Source organism: Galenea microaerophila (assembly GCF_054657255.1).
On record NZ_BAAHWZ010000001.1, the window covers coordinates 858,093 to 881,087 of the forward strand.

At 44.6% G+C, this 22,995-nt stretch carries 23 protein-coding genes and 1 tRNA gene; 3 read left to right on the forward strand and 21 right to left on the reverse strand.

Annotation, left to right across the window (positions count from 1 at the left end; genetic code table 11):
* Window positions 1-33: 33 nt before the first annotated feature.
* From thrC to ACYQ05_RS04220, 9 genes are all read right to left on the reverse strand, one after another.
* The gene (thrC, locus tag ACYQ05_RS04180; RefSeq protein ID WP_459818613.1) at window positions 34-1,512 is read right to left on the reverse strand and encodes a threonine synthase; all 1,479 of its coding nucleotides are present in this window, start codon (window positions 1,510-1,512) and stop codon (window positions 34-36) included.
* Between the two features lie 75 nt (window positions 1,513-1,587).
* Window positions 1,588-2,157 (reverse strand): HdeD family acid-resistance protein, encoded by a 570-nt coding sequence (locus tag ACYQ05_RS04185; protein WP_459818614.1) that lies wholly within the window; start codon window positions 2,155-2,157, stop codon window positions 1,588-1,590.
* A 309-nt stretch (window positions 2,158-2,466) separates the two neighbouring features.
* The gene (secF, locus tag ACYQ05_RS04190) at window positions 2,467-3,462 is read right to left on the reverse strand and encodes a protein translocase subunit SecF (protein WP_459818616.1); all 996 of its coding nucleotides are present in this window, start codon (window positions 3,460-3,462) and stop codon (window positions 2,467-2,469) included.
* Between the two features lie 9 nt (window positions 3,463-3,471).
* Window positions 3,472-5,355: a protein translocase subunit SecD gene (gene secD / locus ACYQ05_RS04195; RefSeq protein ID WP_459818618.1), complete on the reverse strand. Its 1,884-nt coding sequence runs from the start codon at window positions 5,353-5,355 to the stop codon at window positions 3,472-3,474.
* Window positions 5,356-5,444: 89 nt separating this feature from the next.
* Window positions 5,445-5,771: a preprotein translocase subunit YajC gene (yajC, locus tag ACYQ05_RS04200; RefSeq protein WP_459818620.1), complete on the reverse strand. Its 327-nt coding sequence runs from the start codon at window positions 5,769-5,771 to the stop codon at window positions 5,445-5,447.
* A gap of 233 nt (window positions 5,772-6,004) precedes the next feature.
* Window positions 6,005-7,117: a tRNA guanosine(34) transglycosylase Tgt gene (gene tgt, locus ACYQ05_RS04205; protein WP_459818622.1), complete on the reverse strand. Its 1,113-nt coding sequence runs from the start codon at window positions 7,115-7,117 to the stop codon at window positions 6,005-6,007.
* Window positions 7,118-7,120: 3 nt separating this feature from the next.
* Window positions 7,121-8,176 (reverse strand): tRNA preQ1(34) S-adenosylmethionine ribosyltransferase-isomerase QueA, encoded by a 1,056-nt coding sequence (queA, locus tag ACYQ05_RS04210; protein ID WP_459818624.1) that lies wholly within the window; start codon window positions 8,174-8,176, stop codon window positions 7,121-7,123.
* Between the two features lie 104 nt (window positions 8,177-8,280).
* Window positions 8,281-8,892 carry an MTH895/ArsE family thioredoxin-like protein gene (locus tag ACYQ05_RS04215; RefSeq protein ID WP_459818626.1) on the reverse strand — a complete coding sequence of 204 codons (612 nt, stop codon included), beginning with the start codon at window positions 8,890-8,892 and terminating at the stop codon, window positions 8,281-8,283.
* Between the two features lie 43 nt (window positions 8,893-8,935).
* Complete coding sequence (locus ACYQ05_RS04220) at window positions 8,936-9,901, reverse strand: permease (RefSeq protein ID WP_459818628.1); 966 nt, start codon at window positions 9,899-9,901, stop codon at window positions 8,936-8,938.
* 119 nt (window positions 9,902-10,020) lie between these two features.
* Here ACYQ05_RS04220 and ACYQ05_RS04225 point away from each other — a divergent pair, with 119 nt between their 5' ends.
* Entirely contained in the window at window positions 10,021-10,383 is a 363-nt protein-coding gene (locus ACYQ05_RS04225) for an ArsR/SmtB family transcription factor (RefSeq protein ID WP_459818630.1), read from the forward strand.
* Window positions 10,384-10,387: 4 nt separating this feature from the next.
* Here the strand turns inward: ACYQ05_RS04225 and ACYQ05_RS04230 are convergent, their stop codons facing one another.
* The gene (locus tag ACYQ05_RS04230; RefSeq protein WP_459818632.1) at window positions 10,388-11,323 is read right to left on the reverse strand and encodes a cation diffusion facilitator family transporter; all 936 of its coding nucleotides are present in this window, start codon (window positions 11,321-11,323) and stop codon (window positions 10,388-10,390) included.
* Window positions 11,324-11,466: 143 nt separating this feature from the next.
* Between ACYQ05_RS04230 and ACYQ05_RS04235 the strand changes: the two genes are divergently transcribed.
* Window positions 11,467-11,691, forward strand: coding sequence for a hypothetical protein (locus ACYQ05_RS04235; RefSeq protein WP_459818634.1), 225 nt, complete (start codon window positions 11,467-11,469; stop codon window positions 11,689-11,691).
* A 77-nt stretch (window positions 11,692-11,768) separates the two neighbouring features.
* Window positions 11,769-12,599 (forward strand): M90 family metallopeptidase, encoded by an 831-nt coding sequence (locus ACYQ05_RS04240; RefSeq protein ID WP_459818636.1) that lies wholly within the window; start codon window positions 11,769-11,771, stop codon window positions 12,597-12,599.
* 117 nt (window positions 12,600-12,716) lie between these two features.
* Here ACYQ05_RS04240 and ACYQ05_RS04245 read toward each other — a convergent pair.
* The 11 genes from ACYQ05_RS04245 to uppS all read right to left on the reverse strand — a co-directional run bounded on the left by ACYQ05_RS04245 (window position 12,717) and on the right by uppS (window position 22,973).
* Window positions 12,717-12,807: transfer RNA gene (locus ACYQ05_RS04245), tRNA-Ser, on the reverse strand.
* A gap of 122 nt (window positions 12,808-12,929) precedes the next feature.
* Entirely contained in the window at window positions 12,930-13,541 is a 612-nt protein-coding gene (gene rnhB / locus ACYQ05_RS04250) for a ribonuclease HII (protein ID WP_459818637.1), read from the reverse strand.
* Window positions 13,538-14,692, reverse strand: coding sequence for a lipid-A-disaccharide synthase (gene lpxB, locus ACYQ05_RS04255; protein WP_459818639.1), 1,155 nt, complete (start codon window positions 14,690-14,692; stop codon window positions 13,538-13,540). The genes rnhB and lpxB overlap by 4 nt, the downstream gene beginning before the upstream one ends.
* Window positions 14,693-14,697: 5 nt before the next feature.
* Window positions 14,698-15,468: an acyl-ACP--UDP-N-acetylglucosamine O-acyltransferase gene (gene lpxA, locus ACYQ05_RS04260; protein ID WP_459818640.1), complete on the reverse strand. Its 771-nt coding sequence runs from the start codon at window positions 15,466-15,468 to the stop codon at window positions 14,698-14,700.
* Window positions 15,469-15,480: 12 nt separating this feature from the next.
* Window positions 15,481-15,930, reverse strand: coding sequence for a 3-hydroxyacyl-ACP dehydratase FabZ (fabZ, locus tag ACYQ05_RS04265; protein ID WP_459818642.1), 450 nt, complete (start codon window positions 15,928-15,930; stop codon window positions 15,481-15,483).
* 99 nt (window positions 15,931-16,029) lie between these two features.
* Window positions 16,030-17,076, reverse strand: coding sequence for a UDP-3-O-(3-hydroxymyristoyl)glucosamine N-acyltransferase (gene lpxD, locus ACYQ05_RS04270; protein ID WP_459818644.1), 1,047 nt, complete (start codon window positions 17,074-17,076; stop codon window positions 16,030-16,032).
* A gap of 7 nt (window positions 17,077-17,083) precedes the next feature.
* Entirely contained in the window at window positions 17,084-17,629 is a 546-nt protein-coding gene (locus ACYQ05_RS04275; protein WP_459818646.1) for an OmpH/Skp family outer membrane protein, read from the reverse strand.
* Window positions 17,630-17,700: 71 nt separating this feature from the next.
* A complete protein-coding gene (gene bamA / locus ACYQ05_RS04280; RefSeq protein ID WP_459818648.1) occupies window positions 17,701-20,013 on the reverse strand; it encodes an outer membrane protein assembly factor BamA in 2,313 nt (770 codons plus the stop codon).
* Between the two features lie 14 nt (window positions 20,014-20,027).
* Window positions 20,028-21,395: an RIP metalloprotease RseP gene (rseP, locus tag ACYQ05_RS04285; protein ID WP_459818650.1), complete on the reverse strand. Its 1,368-nt coding sequence runs from the start codon at window positions 21,393-21,395 to the stop codon at window positions 20,028-20,030.
* Window positions 21,392-22,234 (reverse strand): phosphatidate cytidylyltransferase, encoded by an 843-nt coding sequence (locus ACYQ05_RS04290; protein ID WP_459818652.1) that lies wholly within the window; start codon window positions 22,232-22,234, stop codon window positions 21,392-21,394. The genes rseP and ACYQ05_RS04290 overlap by 4 nt, the downstream gene beginning before the upstream one ends.
* Window positions 22,227-22,973: an undecaprenyl pyrophosphate synthase gene (gene uppS / locus ACYQ05_RS04295; protein WP_459818654.1), complete on the reverse strand. Its 747-nt coding sequence runs from the start codon at window positions 22,971-22,973 to the stop codon at window positions 22,227-22,229. The genes ACYQ05_RS04290 and uppS overlap by 8 nt, the downstream gene beginning before the upstream one ends.
* Window positions 22,974-22,995: the final 22 nt, after the last annotated feature.

Below are 22,995 nucleotides of genomic sequence, written 5' to 3' on the forward strand. Positions count from 1 at the left end.
AAAGGATTCAATCAGAAAAGGATGAATGCCACTTTAATGGGCTAAAAAATCGATAATCGTCGGTTCTATTTCTGTTTTATCAATGACGGTATCTTGCACAATTGGTAAAGTAAACAGTTTTTGAATCTGTGGCGGAACCTCTATGCCCGCTAACTTTGATACACTTTGCAAGGCTTCAAGATCGGTCGCATCTTCCTCACCTGTGAGCGCATTGGCGACCGTTGGAGAGAATTTGGTCCACTCAGCCGTAGAATAAGCAATCGTTTTAAGCTCTGGTTTTGCTCGACTGGTCTCATAAGGCTTTAAACAAGTCGCGGTATGCGGCTCCATCAAATAACCCTGCTCAAAAGCTTGCTTAATATAAGCTTTGCCTTCGTCATCATCACAGTAGTCCGCAGCAAAAATGGATTGCAGTTGCGCCAACTCTTCAAAGGTCAGTTCATAATATTTTTCTTGATCCAACTGCTGCATCAACGCTTTAGTGCGCTCAGCACCAAACAGATCGAATAAAACCCGCTCGATATTGGAAGATTTTAAAATATCCATCGCCGGAGAGGAGGTGTGAATGACATGTAAATGACGCAAATCATAAATCCCTTCTCGAATCAGTTTAGTCAGCACATTATTTCGATTAGAAGCAATCAAAATCTGCTCCACCGGCAAGCCCATTTTCATCGCATAATAGCCGCCTAGAGCGTTCCCAAAGTTTCCGCTGGGCACATCTAGATAAACCTTCTCACCTATTTCAATCGCGCCCTGACGCACCAACGCCAAATAGCTGTATATATGGTAGATGGTCTGAAATATAATTCGTCCAAAATTGACTGAATTGGCGGCTGATAGATGGATCTGCTGCTGCTCCAGCGTTTGATTAAATTTTTCTGAAACCAGTAGGGTTTTCAATGCATTTTGCGCATCATCAAAATCACCACGAATACCGATCACCTTCAAATTGCGACCATCTTCAGTCACCATTTGTAAGCGCTGGACATCGGAAGTCCCGCCATCTGGATACAAACACGCCACTCGAACATTCTCTCGGTTTTTAAAAGATTCGAGCGTCGCAGGGCCGGTATCTCCGCTGGTCGCTGCTAAAATCAGATACCCTTCATTTCGCTGCTGCGCCAAAGAGGACAAGATTAAACCAAATGGCTGTATGGCCATATCTTTAAAGGCACGCGTGGGCCCATGGTAAAGCTCGCTAATATAGAGATCTTCATACAGCTTTACGACAGGCACTGGGTCTTGTGGATCATCAAAACGGTCATAAAGCGCCAGAGCTTGATCAACAATTTTCGAGTCAATATCAATTTCAAAAGCCTCTAAAATCGCTTTCGCCACTTCTTTATAAGAAGCATGCAGATGCTTCCGTAAAAATTCCTCGCCAAGCTTCGGCAGGGTTTTGGGGGCATAAAGCCCACCAAATGAGGACATCGGACTCAGAATAGCTTCAGAAAAAGTGACTTCAATGGGGTTTTTACCATCATTACCACGGGTTTCAATAAAGTTCATGGCGCTTATAACCTGTCTATCTATAAAAAGTAGTCATTATACAATATGAAGCCTTAGCTCGAGAGATCAAACGACTTATTGCTGATCTCCATTAATTTTATCTTGATCTAATTTATGGAATAGACGTCCCATAAAGAATAAAGTGATCCCATCAAAAAAGAGGCTAATCCCCACAAAAAGTCCGACCATCCACATTGAGCTAAATGGCCAATCCATCACAAACAGAATACCTAAAGCGAGTGAGAGCAACGCATTCACGAGCCACCAGCCCCAACCTTTATTAGGACGCATATCCATGGCAAGGGTAAAGCTACTAAAGCTATCCATAAAGAAATAAACTGCGAATAACAGTCCCATTGCGGCCACGCCAGGGAAAGGATAAAAAAGCATCACGCCGCCCATCAGCACCAGAATAAAACTTTTCAGCCAGCCCATCCAATTGCTGCGATCAGAAATCCAAGTAAAATAGCCGGCAACAATCCCACTTAACAGCATCAACCAAGCGACAAAAACAACCACCACGACGGACATAATTTGCGGAAAAAAGATACCCGCCAACCCTAACAACATCATAATCGCACCCGCGATCTTGGCATGCTTACTTAACTGCTTAAGCAAATCATTTTCCATCGGATAACCCCACATAATACACTCCTTTAATGGTTATAAAATCTCACGTAACTTTTTACTTGTGGTCAAAAAATCTCAATTCAAGGCCATCAATTAGCACAAGCTTTGACATTTTCCTCGTCGCTCATTAAAAATGGTGCAGATAAAATACAGCTTTCACTCAACAGAGTCTTGCACCTTTATATGCGCAATTAAACAATCAATAAACCTCTCTTCAACGCTTTCTCATTCTACGCCATTTTCATAACACTTCAGCAAAAATAAAAGAAAAAACCCCAGTCCTGATTAGGTACTGGGGTTTTATATGCACATGTATTGATGTCACTATTTTTGTTTTTGCGCCAATTTGGCTTCTCTTTTGGCCTCAGCTTCCAAAAAGGCTCTCTGCAATTCCGCCTCAGCCTCTTCAGCGGTCTGACCACTTTTTTCTGGCTTCATTAAATCGGCTTTAGAGACCCCCAATGCCAAAGCGATGGCACTGGCGATATAAGTGGATGAGTAGGTCCCGACCACAATCCCGACAATCAAAGCCAGCGCAAAATTATGAATGATCTCTCCACCCAAGAAAAAGAGAGCTAAGAGCACCACTAAGGTCGTCAGAGACGTCATAATCGTCCGCGACAGCATCTGGTTGACCGCCACATTGGTCACTTCGACCGGCGAACCTTCACGCATGGTACGGAAATTTTCCCGCACACGGTCAAAGACCACAATCGTATCATTCAGCGAGTAACCAATTACTGCCAAGATCGCTGCCAATACAGTCAAATCAAATTGGAACTGACCCCAAGCAAAAACGCCCAGCGTGATGATCACATCATGAATCAAAGCCGCTACAGAACCTACGGCAAAACGGAATTCAAATCGCAAGGCGACATAAATCAAAATCCCAATCAGTGCATAGATCACTGCTAGGGCTCCCTGCTCAGTCAACTCGTCCCCGACTTGTGGACCGACAAATTCCACTCGACGTACATCGATATGTTCACCCTCCGCGCGCAAGGTATCCAGCACCTTATTGCTGATTTGAGCCGAATTCATCCCCTTTTGTGGTGCAATGCGAATCAAAACATCCTCAGCAGCCCCAAAGTTTTGAACGGTGATGGATTTAAACCCCTTTTGTTGAAGAGAGGTGCGCACTTTGTCAATATCGACAGGCTTATCATAAGCCAGCTCTATAATAGTACCGCCGGTAAAATCAATGCCGAGATTCAAGCCTTTGACAAATAAACCAATTAAGGAACCGATCACCAGCACAATGGAAACAGCTGCCGCCAATTTCCGTTGCCCCATAAAATTAATCATTTTCTGTTGTTCCATCTCTCTCTCCTAAATGGGCAGCTTTTCAACCGGTTTATTACCATAGAGCCAATTCACAATCGCACGTGTACCAGTAATGGCGGTAAACATAGAGGTGATAATACCGATACTCAGCGTAATGGCAAAGCCTTTAATCGGCCCAGTACCAAAGCTAAAGAGCACAATTGCGGCTAATAAGGTGGTGATATTGGCATCGGCAATGGTGACAAAAGCTTTCTCATAGCCTGCATGGATGGCCTGCTGTACCGAGCCATTTTTCAACTCCTCTCGAATTCGCTCAAAAATCAGAACATTGGCATCTACTGCCATCCCCACGGTTAACACAATCCCCGCAATCCCTGGCATTGTCAGCGTTGCCTGCAGCAGCGATAGAATGGCCACAATGAGAATTAAGTTCAACATCAGCGCCATATTAGCAATCATGCCAAACACTTTATAACGCCATGCCATAATCACCAGCACCAATAAGAAACCGACCACGACCGACATAAAGCCTTGACGAATATTGTCAGCCCCTAAACTCGGCCCAATGGTGCGCTCTTCAACAATCTCCATGGGGGCGGCCAGAGAACCTGCACGTAACAGTAAGGCAAGATCTTGAGCTTCTTGAGGACTGTCCAAACCGGTAATTTGAAAACGGTTAGCAAATTGGCCTTGAATCACCGCCGCATTAATCACATCTTTAGTGGTGGTGCGTTTTTTCACCTTCTGGCCATTCTTTTCTACGGTAGTCAAGTGGTTTTCAATATACACCACGGCCATGCGCTTGCCGATATTGCGTTTGGTCACTTCATTCATTTTGCGACCCCCAGCAGAATCTAGGGTCACACTCACCTCTGGCGTGCCTGAACGCGTATCAATCCCTGACTGAGCATTGACCACATTGTCTCCAGAAACAATAATCTCACGTTTTAATAGAATAGGACGCCCATCTCGGAAATGGTATAACTTGGCACCGTAAGGCGCATAACCAGATTTCTCGGCACGATACGCATCGCCTCGCTCCTCGACTAAGCGGAACTCCAATGTCGCTGTCGCGCCCAAGATCTCTTTAGCACGCGCAGTATCTTGCACCCCTGGCAACTCAACCACAATTCGCCGTTCACCTTGTTGCTGAATCACCGGCTCAGCCACACCCAGCTCATTAATACGGTTACGCAAGGTGGTAATATTCTGTTTTAAGGCGTAACTTTTTGCTTCTTTAATCGCTTTAGGGGAAAGTTTGAGAATAATTTTAGGGGGCTGATGCGCTGCATCGGATTGAATTTGGAAATCCGCTGCATATTTTTCCTGAATAACTTTAAGCCCTTTTTCAAAATTTTCTTGATCTTTAAAGCTAATTTCCAACTGCTGGTTTTCGTAGACCACACTTAAATAACGCGCGCGAACTTGACGCAAGCTCGACTTAATATCATCGATATAACGCAAGTAATGCTTTTCAATGGCGGCATCCATATCCACATCCATTAAAAAGTGCACCCCGCCTCGTAAATCCAACCCTAAATACATGGGCTTGGCACCAATGGCTTGTAACCATTCAGGGGTAGCAGGCGCAAGATTTAACGCAACGACCGCTTTTCGTCCCAACACATTTTTAATCACACTCTTTGCTTTTAACTGTGCTTCCGTGCTGTCCAACCGAATTAAGATCTTACCTTTTTCAAACTTGACCGATTTAACCTGGATGCCTGCCTGATTTAAAGCTTGCACCACTTGTTGTTTCACCGACTCATCAAATTGCACGGATTTAACTGGAGAAATCTGTACCGCAGGGTCATCCCCATACAGATTCGGTAAAGCATAGAGAATCCCCAACACGGTCACCAGTACGAGTAGTACATATTTCCAGGCTGGGTATTGATTTGAAATCACTTTTTGTTGCGATTGGAACATAGCGTTATCCATTCAGAAACTTGAAACAGAAGGGAGACCCCCCATAAACGACAAAAGGGGCCACTGCCCCTTTGTCTAGAGTGTGCTTTTTATTCGCCTTTTAAGGTGCCTTTAGGGAGCACACGCGCAATATTTTGGCGTTCGACTTTAACCACCACATTGTCCGCAATCTCTACCTCTGCAAACACATCTCCTAAATCGCGAATCTTGCCCGCTAGACCACCATAGGTGACCACTTCGTCGCCCTTTTTCAAGGACTCAACCATCTGTTTATGCTCTTTGACTTTCTTCTGTTGTGGACGAATCAATAAAAAATAAAACACCACAAAGAGCAGCACCAAAGGCAACAATTGCATTAATACATCCCCCTGAGGCGCCGCTTCACCTGCAGCCATCGCATCGCTGATTAAAAACATCTTTTTCTCCTTTATTTAGAGACCGTTGCACGAGATGGTTCTACGGCTAAAAATGGCTAAAATTTCCCCTATCGTTGTTGGAAAACTTGGCAATAGTTTGGCTAATGCCTACGTTTACCGCCTAGATATGGAAAATTTTTTCTCATTTTTAGCTCGCATCCCACTTATGCAAAGGTCTCTTTAAATTTAACCCGTCGTATTGTGACACAAAATTCCTAAAAATTCATCTTTCTTCATAGCGGCGGAACTGGCTCACCTCTTTGTGCATAAAAATCACGCACAAACGCTTCCAGACGCTGCTCACTAATCGCTTCACGCAACCCTTTCATTAGACTCTGATAATAGTGCAAATTATGAATCGTATTCAAACGCGCGCCTTGAATTTCACCACATTTATCTAGGTGATGTAAATAAGCACGGGTATAATTTTGGCAAGTGTAACAATCACATTGCGCATCTAACGGCTCTAAACTGGTTTTGTGTTTGGCATTGCGGATTTTGACCACACCATCATGGGTAAACAGAAATCCATTGCGTGCATTTCGTGTTGGAATTACACAATCAAACATATCGATCCCACGGCGCACCGCTTCGACGATGTCTTCAGGTTTCCCCACGCCCATCATATAGCGCGGCTTATCTTTCGGCAGATGAGGCTCCGTAAAATCCAAGGTCGCCATCATCTCCTCTTTCGGCTCGCCTACCGAAAGCCCACCAATGGCATAGCCATCAAAACCGATCTCTTGTAACGCCTGCGCTGACTCTTGACGCAAATCTTCATACATTCCCCCTTGCACAATGCCAAACAGTGCCGCCGGATTATCCCCATGAGCCACTTTTGATCGCTGCGCCCAGCGCAGAGAAAGTCGCATGGAGTCAGCAGCCACTTCATGAGAGGCTGGATAAGGGGTACACTCATCAAAAATCATGACAATATCCGAGCCTAATTTGCGCTGCACCGCCATCGACTCTTCTGGTCCCATAAAAATTTTTGAGCCATTAATAGGACTTTGAAATAGCACCCCTTCTTCGCTGATTTTGCGCATTTTCCCCAAGCTGAAAACTTGAAAACCGCCAGAATCGGTCAAAATCGGACCTTTCCAGTTAATAAAGTCGTGTAAATCACCGTGCTGTTCAATAATCTCTGTCCCTGGACGCAAAGAGAGGTGAAACGTATTGCCTAAAATAATCTGCGCACCGGTTGCCGCCACCTCTTCTGGCATCATGGATTTCACCGACCCATAGGTTCCAACCGGCATAAAGGCGGGGGTATCGACCACACCACGTTCAAACTGCATCTGTCCACGGCGTGCACGGCCATCGGTTTGCATTAAAGTAAATTTCATTGCCTAAGACTCTTGTTTACGATGCACCAACATGGCATCACCATATGAAAAAAATCGATAACGCTCAGCAATCGCGTGTTGATACGCTTGCATCGTCTCTTGATACCCCGCAAAAGCGGAAACCAACATAATCAATGTAGATTCTGGTAGATGAAAATTGGTCAACAGCACATCCACCACCTGAAACGCATAGCCGGGTGTAATAAAAATATCTGTTTCTCCAGCGTAGGCTTGTAAAGGCTGGCCTTGCGGCATGCCGCTTAATTGCGCCGCACTCTCCAAACAGCGCACTGAAGTCGTGCCCACAGCCACCACTCTTCCCCCTTTGGCTCGCGTCTGTGCAATCTTCTCCACCAACGCTTCAGAGACCTCTATCACTTCTGAGTGCATTTTATGATCTGCAATGTCTTCCACCTGCACTGGTTTAAAGGTCCCCGCCCCCACATGCAGGGTCACAAACCCAATCTCCACCCCTTTTTCGGCTATTTTGGCCATTAAAGCCTCATCAAAGTGCAAGCCCGCGGTCGGCGCAGCCACCGCACCCGGTTTTTCCCCATAAACCGTTTGATAACGCGCTTGATCTTCTGCTTCATCGCTACGCTCTATATAAGGCGGTAAGGGCATATGACCATAGGTTTCTATTAGAGAAAGGATGGTGGATTCCACAGGTGATACTAAAGCCAACTCAAATAGAGCGCCCTCACGACCTAAAACCTCGACCTCAAACGCCTCAGCAATCTGCAATCTCGCACCGGGTTTTGGTGCATGACTGGCTCGAATATGACTGAGCACCCTACGATCGTCTAAAACCCGCTCGATTAAACACTCAATCTTCCCCCCAGTCATTTTCTGACCAAACAGTCGGGCAGGAATCACTCGGGTATTGTTAAACACCATTAAATCATTGGGTTGCAAAAACTCTAAAATCTGCGGAAATTGACAATTCTGCACGCCCCCATCCGGCTGCATCACCAGTAAGCGGCTATCGGTACGCTTTTCAGGCGGGTATTGTGCAATCAACTCAGCAGGTAAATCAAAATAGAAATCTTGTCGTTTCAAAGGGAGGACCGTTTTGATCAAAACGGATATTTTACCGAAAAGTAGGAGAGAACTCTGAATAAATTCAGGCTCAAGCCAATCTAATGACTTGAGCCTGCTGAAGTTTATTTTGTCTCAGTCAACCAAATATCAATTTGTTTCACGGAAGGCACGCCACCGGCATGCACAACCTTGCCATTAATGACCACACCAGGCGTCGACATCACACCATAACTGGCAATATCAGCAATCTCTTCAACTTTTTCCAGCTGAATGGGTACGCCTAACTTTTCGGCCTGTTGCTCAAATAGTTGATAGGTACTGACGCAGTTCGCGCAGCCGGTTCCCAAGACTTTGACTACTAAAACACCTTCTGCAGCAGTTTCATCCTGAGCTTCACTTGATCCCTGGGCAGAGTTTGAGGTTGTCGTCGCATCTTGCTCCGTTTCTCCCCCCGAACAACAACTAGAACTTTCCTCTGCTTTGCTCTCACTGCCTGTGCAACAGGTCCCTGTGGTATCTGCACCACAGCAAGCGCCTGTTTCAGGATCTTGTCCAAAAAACTTCGCCATTGGACAGAAACCGGTAAAGGTAGCTTGAATCATCATCACCGCCATAAAAACCGGAATCCACAACCAAGTTGGCTGGGTAAAGTCCGCTTGGCCACTCCACTGCGCTAAAATGGATGAAACAATAATACCTAATCCAATCAAACGATAAATAGGATTTCCCTTCATTTTGACTCCTTTCTATGATTAATAAAAATTAAAAAATTGGTGTTTATGATAACAGAAGATTAAAAATCCAACCGACCCCCATAAAGGCAATTGCAAGGACTGAAGCATAGAGCGCCAAAGCTGGCCAACGAATCACTTTGCGCAAAATCAACATTTCCGGTAGAGAAAGTGCAGCAATGCTCATCATCAGCGCTAAGGTCGTTCCGATCGGCACCCCTTTGCCCAACATCGCCTCGGCAATCGGGATCACCCCCGTGGCATTGGAATATAGCGGAACCCCTATTAAGACGGCTGCCGGCACGCTCCACCAATGCCCCTCTCCAGCTAAATTTTCCGCCACCCACTCTTGAGGGACATAACCATGAAACGCAGCACCGACGGCAACCCCAATAATGACCCATTTCCAAAGGCGTCGAATAATCTCTTTGACCTCATGCACCGCAAATTGGTGATGCGCTTTTAAAGTCATCGAGCGTTTCTCGGCTTCCCCCGAAGATTGCGCCATATGAATTTTCCATACATAGTCCTCCACCCAACGCTCGGTTTTAAACCATTCCATCACAATACTTCCGACATAAGCCACCACCATGCCGGCGACCACATAAAGAAGGGTAATTTTCCAGCCCACCACGCCGATTAACACCGCCACAGCGACCTCATTAATCATGGGACTCGCAATCAGAAAAGCATAGGTAATACTTAAAGGAATACCCGCTTCAACAAAACCGATAAAGAGGGGAACTGAAGAACAGGAACAAAACGGCGTTACAGACCCTAACAAAATAGCCATTAAACGCGCTAACCATTTAGGTTTACCTCGCACGATATCACGAATTTTTTCAGGCGTCATAAAGGCGCGCAGAAACCCCATGACATAGATAATGGCGAATAACAGCGCAAAAATTTTGGTGACATCCATCACAAAAAATTGCACCGCATTGCCCAAATGACTTGTGGGATCTAGCCCTAAAAGTTGAAACGCGACCCAATCTCCTAGCTGTTGAAACATGTTGCTTATCCTCTAACCTCTAACCTCTAACGCTCAAGAATTTTTTAGTATTATATATGGATATGCAAATATTAGCAATTTATTTACACCTATTGACAAGATAAACTATAATTAAATATATGAATACTTTAGAACAACACGCTCAGATTTTTAAGGCGCTTAGTGAACCCGTTCGCTTGCGAATCGTCTGCCTACTTTTACAAAGGCCGTCACTTTGTGTCTGCGATTTAGTCACAACCCTGGAACTTGGACAGAGCCTTGTTTCCCGCCACCTGACAACCTTAAGACACGCTCAAATTGTTGAAGCTGAACGGCAAGGGCCTTGGATGAACTATCGAATTACAGAAACGTTTAAACAGAACGCGCCTCATTTGATTCAACACCTAGAGGATCTGTTACAAAAAGACGCTCAGCTAAAAAAAGACACCCAATCTCTTGAACAGTATGAACTCGGCCCTAAAGGGTGTGAAATAGATCAATAAACCATTATAACCATTGATGGTGGGCTTGGTCAGCACGAATACTCTTGGGCTCTTGGTGAATGATGACATCAGCAGGCGAAAATGCCTGCTTCAATTCTGCGGTCACCTCTTCTGTAATCCGATGTGCTTCATATAAGGGCAGCGTGTCTTCTAATTCCAAATCGAGTTGAATAAAAGTGATCGGCCCTGAACGATAGGCACGCAAATCATTAAAGCCCGCCACTTCGGGATGGGCCGAAATGATTTCTGAAATTTTGGCTTGGTCTACTTCAGACAGCTGGCGCTCTAAAATTTGATCTAAGGCCCCTTTCAGTAGGGAGGCGGCACTCCAAAGTAACCACAGACTTAATAATAAACTCAGCCAACCATCTACACCGATATACCCCAAACCCACCAGCCATAATCCGATTAAAACTAAAATATTGCTGATTAGATCCGCTAAATAGTGCAAAGCATCCGCAGCAATGGCTTTAGAGTCTGTTTGTGAGATGACATAATATTGAAAAAGATTCAGCAGTGCCGCCAAAACAATCGACACCACCATCACCCAGATGCCAATGGCCAAATTTTCAACCGCTTGAGGATGAAAAATGCGATTAACGGAATAGACCATCAAAAAAAGCGCGGCGGATAAAATAAAAGTGCCTTGAACAAGAATCGCCAAAGGTTCGGCCTTGCCGTGCCCAAGACGATGTTCATTATCCGCAGGTTTTTGGGCAATATTGACCCCAACTAAAATAATTAAAGCCGCCAGTAAGTCCATGCCTGAATCTGCCAGAGAAGCTAAAATACTGACAGAATCCGTATGCCACCAGGCATAGAGTTTTAATAAAATTAAAATAACAGCAACCGAGACCGACGCATAGGTCGCCCAGCGGGTTAAACGAAATTGCCGCTGTATCTCTTCGCTTGAATTTTGATGTGTGATATTTTGAGTCATGAATATATTATAAGGTACGCCTGTCATCATTTTATGACAGGATAAAAAATTTTATCCTGGGTTATGCTTGAATATTCTTGGGGGATTTCCTAAACTAGCTGAAATCAATAATTAAAATTAACATCTCACTAGGAGCTTTAACTATGAAAAAAATTGCACTGATTGTCATGACCTCTCTTTTTATCTCTGCCAATGCATCCGCTAATGAAGCCCCTCAAGGTTTTGGTGCTGACATGGCGGCTGGCTTTATCGCTTGGAAAAAAGATCTTCAACGTTACGGCGGTAAAGAGGGTCAATTATTGAGCCATGAAGTGGATACTTGGATTCAAACTTTAAAACGTGTCGCACAAACGCAAAAAAACCGATAAGATCCTTAAAATATTTTCCTCTCTAAGCCGGTTATTAACCGGCTTTTCTTTTTTACCTTAATGTCAAACGCTTACCTATGCATTTTCATCCCATCCGTTCATTGAGGCACCGACAGCTTATTCATATTCTGCATAAAAGCAAAATCCCACTTAAACTGTGGCATCAAGTCACTGCTAAAATGCCGATGATGCAGCGCTATACAGCTGAAGAAAGAGCACGATTGAGAATTTTGGCCAGTGATATTCTCTATCGTAAAACCATCAGCCCAGCTCGGGGCATGAAATTAACGGATGAAATTCGCGTCACGCTGTCTGCGCAAGCCGCCATCCTTATTTTTGGTTTAGAAGACCCTGAAGAAGATCCTAGCTTAGAGTGGTTCCGCAACTGGCATGAAATTGTGGTTTACCCGACCCCTTTTCGAAATACAAAAAAAGCCGTCTTTAATGCTGAGGGCTGGTTGGTGAGTTGGGCCGGCATTGAAACTGGAGAAACACAATATCAAGGGCCCGTCATCATTGACTGGAGCAATGATAAACCTCATCCGTTACGCAGCCATGCGAATCAAGTACTCATGCATGAATTAGCACACAAATTAGATATGCTTGATGGCTCGATCAATGGCCATCCACCTCTACATCGCGGCATGTCAGAGAAAGATTGGTATGAAGCCTTTGAACCCGCTTATGAAACGTTAAAATCAGCTGCACGCAATGGTCGCCATACAGCAATCAATCCTTATGCAGCGACCAATCCCGCTGAATTTTTTGCCGTCACAACGGAATATTTTTTTGAAGCGCCGGCAAGGCTACACCAAGTTTACCCAAAAGTTTATCGACAACTTTCACACTTTTATCGTCAAGATCCGTTGCAACGAGAAAGAATTCTTAAAAGAATTAAACACCATTAGGCACCCTTAAAAGGACTTTCCTTCCGGATATAGAGATAGAGAACAGGCAGTAGAATACTTTGAAGCGCCTTAAAATATAAGCTCTTGAAAAATAGGAGAAATAGATAAAATCAGAAATGGCGGTGGGACAGGGATTCGAACCCTGGGTAGGCTACAAACCTACAACGGTTTTCAAGACCGCCGCCTTCAACCGCTCAGCCATCCCACCATGTTTGGAATGGTGCGTATTATAAAGGCTGGATTTTATTTTGCAAGCAAAATACACCCTAATTCAAAGAAAAAATAAGCTTAAAACGCACCCGCAATGAATGCAGGACTGGAGAATTTAACTCAAAAAACTGATTTTTTCAGAATGGATTGAATTGGTTTATAAGAGTGACGATAACCCTCTATTAAACCATATTTTTTAATGGCGGCTAAATGCGCTTGAGTGGGATAGCCTTTATGTTGAGCAAATCCATAGTGTGGATAGCGTTGATCCAAAAGTTGCATCTCTCTATCGCGGGTCACTTTGGCCAAAATAGAAGCCGCAGCAATCGCCGCCACCTTACCATCACCCTTAACCACCGCTCGACAAGGTTTATCAACATTTGGGCAACGGTTACCATCCACCCACACCTCATCATATGGCTGCTTTAATTGAGCCACTGCACGCCGCATGGCTAATAAGGTCGCCTGAAGAATATTGAGGGTATCAATCTCTTCAGGCGAGGCAAACGCAATTGCATAATCAACGGCTTCAGATTGAATCTGTGCAAATAACGCTTCGCGTTTAGCTGCCGAGAGTTTTTTAGAGTCGTTTACGGGCAAGTCACACCCTTCCGGAAGAATAACGGCAGCTGTGACCACATTGCCAATTAAAGGTCCGCGTCCGACTTCATCCACCCCCACAATCACCGGTTGCTTGGCTTGGTGTGCAAAATCCAACCCTAATTGACTCATAAATTCGCCCATCGACAAATCGCATCACTTGCCAGTTTTGCGGATGGTTGTTTAAGTTGTTCGGCTTGCTTTTTAAACGCAGTGAGCTGTGCTTTCCGTTTGGAAATATCCACGACCAAACGCCCCAATTCAAGCGCAATTTTTTCTGGCGTCGCCTCCTGTTGAATCAATTCAGGCACAACTGACTGTTGCGCCAATATATTCGGCAAGCCAATCCACTGGGTGGTCGCAAGACGCTTCATAATCCAGTAACTAATGGGGTGCACCTTAATGGAAAGCACCATCGGCCTTTGCATCAAAGCCGCTTCTAGTGTTGCCGTCCCCGAAGTGACGATTAATTGATCTGAAGCCTCCATAACGGTTTGCGCTTGTTGTCGATAGAGGTGAATGGGCAACTGTGGGGCAAATTGGTCGATCGCTTGCTGCATTCGCTGTTGTGCTTTTTCATGCACACAAGGAACCAGAAATTGCATTTCAGGATAGAGCAAAGCCAGCTGTCTGGCTGCTTGAATATAAATATCCGCCATCTTATCAATTTCGCTCATACGCGAGCCAGGCAGAATGCCGGTAAACTGCCCCTGTTCAGGTAAACCCAATTTTTTCCTAGCACGCTGTGCATTCGGGGTTTCTGGCACCTGATTGGACAAAGGATGACCGACATATTGAACGGGAATCTGATATTTATCATAAATCGGCGGTTCAAATGGAAAAAGCACCAACATGCCATCTACAGCATGCTTGATTTTCTCTAACCGTTTCTCACGCCACGCCCAAACAGAGGGGCCAACATAATGCACAGTCGGAATCCCTGCCGCCTTTAATTGGCGCTCAACAGTAAAATTAAAATCTGGCGCATCGATGCCAATAAAGACATTGGGTTTTAAAGCAAGCAGGTTTTGAATTAAGTCTTTGCGAACTCTCAACAACTCAGGTAAATGCTTCAGAACCTCAAACAGCCCCATGACCGACAGTTTTTCCATCGGTACCCAACTTTCAAAACCTAAAGCTTGCATTTTAGGACCACCAATGCCAACAAAACGGGCATGCGGATAACGGCTTTTGAGTTCTTGAATCAGATCTGCACCTAAGGTATCACCAGAAGCTTCTCCGGCAACCAGAGCAAAAACAGGAAAATGCGCTATGGACGCCATAGGAGTTAGCGAACAATGCCTCGCTGGCTTTTTTTAAGGAATTCGATCAGATCGCTCAGCGTGCCCTGTTCATCATTGAGACACTCTATTTCAACCAAGGCCTCTTCCAAGCGACGCCCCGTGCGATAAAGCGCTCGATAGGCTTTTTTAATCAGTTGAATCTGATTTTTATCAAAGCCTCGACGCTTGAGCCCTTCAATATTGACCCCTCTTGGACCTGCCAAATTCCCAGAGACGGTAATAAAATTAGGGACATCTTGATTGATCACACTCCCCATGCCACAGAAGCTGTGAGCACCGATGTGACAAAATTGATGCACTAAGGTATAACCTCCTAAAATGGCCCAATCCCCTACCACAACATGCCCCGCCAAAGCGGACGCATTGGCAAAAATACAGTGATTGCCCACTTCACAATCATGCGCAATATGCACCCCTGCCATCACCCAGTTGTCATCTCCTATGCGGGTTTCCCCTCGATCTTGAGCCGTTCCGCGATTTAAAGTGACATTTTCTCGAAAGGTATTTCCCTTTCCAATCACCAAAGTGGTCGGCTCACCCGCATATTTCTTATCCTGAGGTGCGGCACCAATCGAAGCAAACTGATAAAAGGTATTGTTTTCACCAATCACCGTTGGCCCTTCTATCACCACATGCGGTCCAATTTTACAACCTGAAGCAATTTTGACATCAGCCCCGACAATGCTGTAAGGTCCAATGCTCACATCATCAGCAATTTCAGCATTTTTATCAATAATGGCCGTTGGATGGATCATAGGCTTCCTTAATTAAACTTTTCTTTCCGCACACATCATATCGCAAGAAGCGATAATTTGACCATCCACGCGCGTTTCACACTCAAATTTCCAGATGCCGCGTTTGTTGTTGACCGTTTTGACATAAAAATCTAAACGATCACCAGGAATCGCTGGTTTACGAAAACGACAATTATCGACCGCGGCTAAATAGTACATGGAAGTGCCATCAGGCTTCACTTGCTGGGTACGAAAAGCCAAAATCCCTGTACATTGTGCCATCGCTTCAATAATCATCACGCCAGGCATAATCGGGTTTTCAGGGAAATGCCCAGTAAACTGAGGTTCATTATAAGTCACATTCTTATAGGCTCTTAAGGACTCTCCCATTTCAAATTCAGTGACACGGTCAACCAAAAGGAAGGGGTAACGATGAGGTAAATACTCAAAAATTTCTCTAACATTTAAAATATCTTCTGACATCTGGGATCCTAAAACATGAAATAAAAAATATGATTATACACTGCATACCCTGCTTAGAAACTGGAAACCTTAGCGCCCAGGCTAGAAAAGCCGTCGGTTTTACAATTTCGATTCTAATTCTGCTAACTGCTTCTGCAGCATTTTTAATTGCTTGGCCATCTTATCCAGCTGACGACTGCGAACCGTATTTTTTTGCCATTCTGCGGTTGGCTGTGCCGGAAACCCAGAATAAGATCCGGGTTGTTTAATCGAATGGGTCACGCCCGATTTTGCCATAAACTGACAGCCGTCAGCCGTCTCAATATGTCCGGCAAAACCGACCTGTCCCGCAATAATATTTTGCTTACCTATGGTCGTACTGCCTGAAATGCCCGTTTGCGCAACAACCGCTGTTCCAGCGCCCAATTGAACATTATGGGCAAGATGCACTAAATTATCGATAATACAATCATCTCCAATTTGCGTATCTTTTAGCGCGCCACGATCGATGGTCACATTATTGCCGATTGAAACACGATTGCCGATGACCACGCGGCCAAGTTGCGGAATCTTTTCCCAGCGCCCTTGATGGGGTGCCCACCCAAAGCCATCGCCACCAATCACTGCGCCCGCTTTAATAATGACCTGATCGCCGAGTATACAATCGTGATGAATCACCACATTCGGCCCAATACGGCACCCTTCACCAATTTGCACATTGCGTCCTATAAAAGCGCCTTCTCCAATCACACAATGCGCGGCTATCTGTGCACCCTTTTCAATTGTCACAAATGCTGAAATTTGGCTGCTAGGGTCCACCATTGCACCGCCATTCACCTCCGCTTTGGGATGAATACCCGGCTTAATGGCTGGCAGAGGATTTAATAGCTGTGCCACAATCGCATAAGCATAATAAGGATCTTGCACCAAGAGCTGAACGGAAGACAGCCCCTCCTCAGGTTCACGTAAAAGAACGGCGCCCGCATTCGTGTTACCTAGCTGCGATTTTAACTTTGGATTATTAAAAAAGGTGATGTGTTGCGGGCCAGCCTCATCCAGTGGGGCGACTTGTTCAATTTCAATATCGTTAGAACTTTCAGTTTCAGGAAACAGCTTAACCTCAACGCCTCGTGCCTCAAGTTCCTTTATAATCTGAGAAAGTTTCATACCTAGCCTATTTATTAAATTCTGTTTGCTTCTGTTTGTTTAATTTTTCTAAATATGCTAAGACCTTTTTGGTGATATCCAACCGATTATTGGTATAAGCAATCCCTTCATAAAGAATTAAATCAAAATGCTCTTTTTCCCCGACTTTTTTAATCGCTTCATTGACCAACTTTTGGATTTGCGCAAGCTCTTCATTACGGCGAAGATTTAATAATTCTTGAATGTCATTTTTTTTGCGTTGAATTTCTCGAGATAACAGCGCCAACTCTCGCTCTTTCGCCTGTTTTTGAGCGTCTGTCATCACCAGTTTATTTTTATTGTACTCAGACTGTTTTTTATTTAAATCCATTGCCAGTTTCTGCAGGGCTTCTTGTTGCGGCATAAACTCTTGTTTTAATTTTTGACTGGCTGCAATGGCTTGCGGAGACTTTTCTAAAAGCAGGGCAACATTGACCACCCCTAATTTAGCTGGTTTTTCAGCAGCTTGAAGGCTAGGCATTCCGCCGATCAACAATCCAATGGCTAGGATTAAAGTTTGAATCTGTTTTCTCATCATGTTTTCCTTTATTAAGTACTTTGCCATTTTATAAAAAATGAATTCTTTTTGCATAAATTCCATTTTTATCACAATGGTACCCCTAAAACAAACTGGAAAGTTTGCAACTCATCCGCATCACTATACCCCACTGGGCGCGCAAAACTAAATGAGAGTGGCCCAACAGGTGTGATCCAAGAGAAGCCAACCCCCACGCTGCTGCGTAAACTTTCTATGCGTGCTTCATCCAAACTCGCGTACACATTCCCTATATCCATAAATAGACTTAAGCGCATATTACTGGAATCTTCTATAAAGGGCATAGGAGAGACCAAGGCAAAAGTAGAAGCGGCTTTAAAATCTCCACCTGCTGGACTGCTGCTACCATCCGTTGCAGAATCATATTGCGGCCCTAAAGAGTTCGGTTCAAACCCTCTGACACTGCCAATTCCTCCAGCATAAAAGCGTTCATAAAAAGGTAACCCTTTAAATTGCCCAAAGCCATCCCCATAGGCCAAACTCAATTTAAATTTAAAGGTGATGGCCGAACTGACGGGGTGATACCATTTTTCATCAAAATAGAGTTTATAAAACCCTGCGTCTTTCTCTAAATAGGGCGTGACGGCAACATTGATGGCACTGCTTTGCCCTTTGGTCGGGAAATAAAAACCATTTTTATCATCATAACGCCACCCCATTGAGAGTGTCGCAGAGCTGGTATGCTTACCATAGTCAGCCACATGATTCGTACATACAGTAAAGGTATCAGAACATATCAACTCCTGGTCCTGCAAGCTCACACTATAATTCAGCCGCGTATATTCAGAAGTCGGGTAAGACAAATTAAGATCACCGCCAAATGTATTGGTAGTGTAATCTGCGACGCCAAGCTCAGAAGCATCAACCTGATTATAGAAAAGACCATAGCCTAAGCTAACCCCTTCTGGAGTAAAGTAAGGATCCGTTAAATTAAAACTAAATGACTGTGTTGAGCTACTGTAGCTAGCCTTCAAATCTAAACTATGACCGGTTCCCAGTAGATTGCGTTCTGAAAGACCTAAATTAAACCCTGCACCATCTACTTGAGAATAGGTGATCCCTGCCATAAAAGAACCGGTGGGTTGCTCCTCGACATTCACCACCAAATCCACCTGATTAGAAGAGACACGACGCGTTTCAACCTTCACAGCCTTAAAATAACCTAAACGTTCAAGACGACGCTTAGAGTCTCTTACCGCTTTAAGCGAATAAGGGGCGGTCTCAAATTGTTGCATTTCTCGCCGGATAACGGGGTCTTGCGTTCGGGTATTGTTTTCAATCAATATCTTACGCACATAAACACGATCCTTCGGTTCAATTCTAAAATCTAATACCACCGTTTTTTTCTGATCATCAAATTTGATCAGAGGTTCAACTTCAGCAAATGCATAGCCTTCCTCACTTAAGCGATCTCGTATGCGATTGAGCGCACCAATAATTTTCTTACGTGAATAGAGTTCACCAGACTGAATATCGACAATGGTGTTGAGTTGCGCCGGTTTTAAAACCGTTTCTCCTGAAAACTTCACCTGCGCAATATGATACTGTAACCCCTCTTCTAGGTTAATGGTGACAAAGACCTGCGTGTAATCCAAAGAGAGGCTGACTTGTGAAGAGCGAATTTTAAAGCGGGCAAATCCATTGTCCATATACATCGAACGAATGGTTTCAAGATCTGCCTCAAGTTTCGGTTTCGCATACTTATCGCCTCCGCCAGTCCACGAGTGCTCAGAAAGCAATAAACGACTTTTGATCTTATCATCCCTAAAGTAATGGTTGCCAACCAAGGTAATGCGACCAATTGTGGCCGGTTTTCCTTCAACCACCACCAGCTTAAGCGCAACTCGGTTGCGAGGAAGGGGCGTCACTTTAAATGAAACCTCTGCCCCATAATACCCCTGATTTTGATAACGGCGCTTCAAATCCAATACAACTCGATCTAAAGTCAACTGATCTAAAATACGCCCTTTTTTAATCCCCAGCTGCTCGAGCGCGGTCTTCATATCCTCTTGACTGATCAGCTCATTCCCTTCCATGGAAATTTCAGCAATGGCGGGGCGCTCTGCTATTTGAATAATCAGCGTAGCGGGTTCTTGGTGATAAACTTGAACATCTGAGAAAAAATGTGTCTGATAAAGGTCGTGAATGATTTTTTTAACTTTCTCATCGTCCACGTCATCCCCGATCTCTACTGGCAGATAACTATGAATGGTTTCATAACTGATGCGCTGGTTTCCAACCACCTTAATCTCTTTGACCTGGAAGTCAAACGCATAAACTACACTGCCCCAAAACCAGCAAAAACTGATTAAAAGCGCAGTAAAAGGTTTGAAATAGGAGGGACTTAATGGGTGCTTAAACATAATCTCTCTTTATTTTAAGAAGCAAATAGTTTGCTTAAATCGTTAAAAATTGCAAATAGCGTTAAACTCAAAATCAAAAACAGCCCAACCATCTGGGCCGCCTGTTGAACTGAATCACTCAAGGGTCGCCCGCTTACCATTTCTATCAGATACATAAACAAATGCCCCCCATCTAAAACAGGAATGGGCAATAAATTTAATAACCCAAGACTTAAACTCAATACGCCTAGAAAGCTGATAAAACTGATCACGCCACTTTGTAATGCCTGACCTGAAACCTGAGCAATACCAATCGGTCCGGATAAACTTTCTGTCCCTACATCCCCTACGAGCATGCGTTTAATCATCTGGCCGGTTAATACCGTTAAAGACAAACTCTTTTCAATCCCCAATTTTAAAGATTCCCACACATTATAGGAAGTTTTGACTAAATAGGGTTTCAATTGATCCGCTGAAACTTGGACGGCCACACCCATAAATCCTGTCGTTTCCCCTTTGACAACCTTTTCGCCCAGCTTCACTTTTATTGGAATCTTTTTTCCTTGTCGTAAAACGGTAAAGGTCGCCGTCACCCCGGGATGTTCAGAGATCCACTGCACCAACTCTTGCCATTGCTGAATGGGTTTCCCATCAATCGCCACCACTTGATCACCTGGCTGCAACCCAGCGATTTGTGCGGGAGAGTCGGGCATCACTTGGCTGATAACAGGGGGAATCGGCGGCCGATAAATTTTGATCCCATTAGCATCAAACCACTGCTTTAACACCGTTGAAGCGTCCTGAATCGGCATATGTGTGCTCTTAGGGGGCGTAAGATTGAGTTCTAAATATTGGGATCTATTAAACGCTTTCACCATGAGCGTATGGTCTCGTGAAGCCTCTTCATCATTTAAGATTTTTTGTAAAAATAGTCTTTGAAATTGCGTCCAGCTTTGGACTGGCTGAGCATCCAGTGCCACCACTTCCCAAGGCTGATAATCCGCTTTTGGCAGCTCAATCAGAGGCTTCAGCTGAGCCACCCCCAACCCATAAACCAGAGCAAATGCCAACCAGGCAAAAATAATATTCACCGCTGGCCCCGCCAAGACCACCAAAAATCGTTTCCAAACCGGTTGACGATTAAAGGCGCGCGGTAAGTCGGCCTCATCCACGGGGCCTTCTCGCTCATCCGTAAATTTAACATAGCCACCTAAAGGGATGGCCGCCACTTGAAACTGGGTCTCGCCCCACTGCCGCATCCAAATAGGACGACCAAAGCCAATGGAAAACCTTTCTACCTTAATATTAAACAAGCGACCGACAATATAATGGCCCCACTCATGCAGTGTGACTAAAATACCGATCGACAACACTAACCCCAAAAGAGACCAGAGAAAACTCATTTCAGCATACTCCCCAACCAGAGCAAGGCAAAAAGCGGCATGGCAATTAATAAGCTATCGATACGATCCAAAATGCCACCATGCCCCGGTAAAATATGTCCACTGTCTTTTAAACCGACTTGGCGTTTCAAGACACTTTGAAAAAGGTCGCCATACACGGACAATAGAGCGATCAATGTACCTATGACTGTAAATAGCCCAATCGACAGTGTGCCTTGTTGAATGCCGATTAAGCTTCCTAAAAGTAGCACCGCAAAAGCCAGTAATCCACCGCCAATCACCCCTTCCCAAGTTTTACCAGGACTGACATGCACGGCTAATTTAGTTTTGCCGAAACGGCGCCCTGTAAAATAAGCACCGGTATCAATCGCCCATACCGCTAGCATTGACAGTAAAATCTCTGAAGGTGAAAGGGTTGCTCTTAACAAAACCATCGCATAAGTAAACAAAGCGATCATCCACACCCCCAACAACAAGATCACGCCAGGATGGGTGAGCACTGCTTCTTGCCCCTTCTTTTTTTGATAACGCGACACCCAGACAACAATCGCCAACAATAGAGGGATTGAAGTGAGCAGCGGTATGGCTGCGGTAAAATAATCATCGCGCCAATCGGTATTCCACGCCTGAACTAGGCTATAGCTCACAGCAAAGACCACAATCATAAAAGCAATTCTTTCAGGCAAACGATCCCTCTTGGCAAAGGCTGCCCATTCCCACGCAGAATGTACGGCTACCCCCAAAAAAGCCCACTGCCAAACTTGTTGTGAAGCTGCAAACAAGAGCCACAATACGACTGCCACTAACACAACGGCAGTAAGCACACGCTGTCTAAGCATCTTCTATAAGCTCCTGCTGCTGTTTTTCAGCCATCACCTGCTCACTGGTTTTCCCAAATCGTCGCTCTCTTTGGGCATAACTTTCCAAAGCTTTATCCAGCTCTTTTTCCGCAAAATTGGGCCACAAAGTTTCGGTAAAATAGAGTTCAGTATAAGCGCACTGCCAAATCAAGAAATTAGAAATCCGTTGTTCCCCCCCAGTGCGAATCAGTAAGTCGGGTTCGGGTTGATCAGCTAAACAGACAAACTGCCCTAATTGCGCTTCCGTCAACTCTGCTACTGAAGCCTTAGGATGCGCTTCTTGCCAGCGTTTAACCGCCTGCACAATATCCCAACGCCCTCCATAATTTGCCGCAATATTGAGTTGTAATCCCGTATTATGCGCGGTCTGCTGCTCCGCCTTTTCAATATGCTCAACAATTTCTGGCGCAAATTTATGCGTATCACCAATAACTTTCAGGCGCACATTATTCTCATTAAGTTTTTTCACTTCTCGTTGTAAAGCTGAGAGAAACAACTGCATCAGTTGTGACACCTCTTCTTCCGGTCGCTTCCAGTTTTCTGTACTAAACGCAAATAGCGTTAACGACTGAATGCCTAGCTTGGCACAGTGCGCAACAATCTTTTTCACATTTTTCACCCCCCTCTGGTGTCCCATAAAACGGGGTAAAAAATGCTTTTTGGCCCATCGACCATTTCCATCCATAATAATGGCGATGTGCTGTGGTAACTGATTCATAATGTTCTTTAAATAAAAAAGC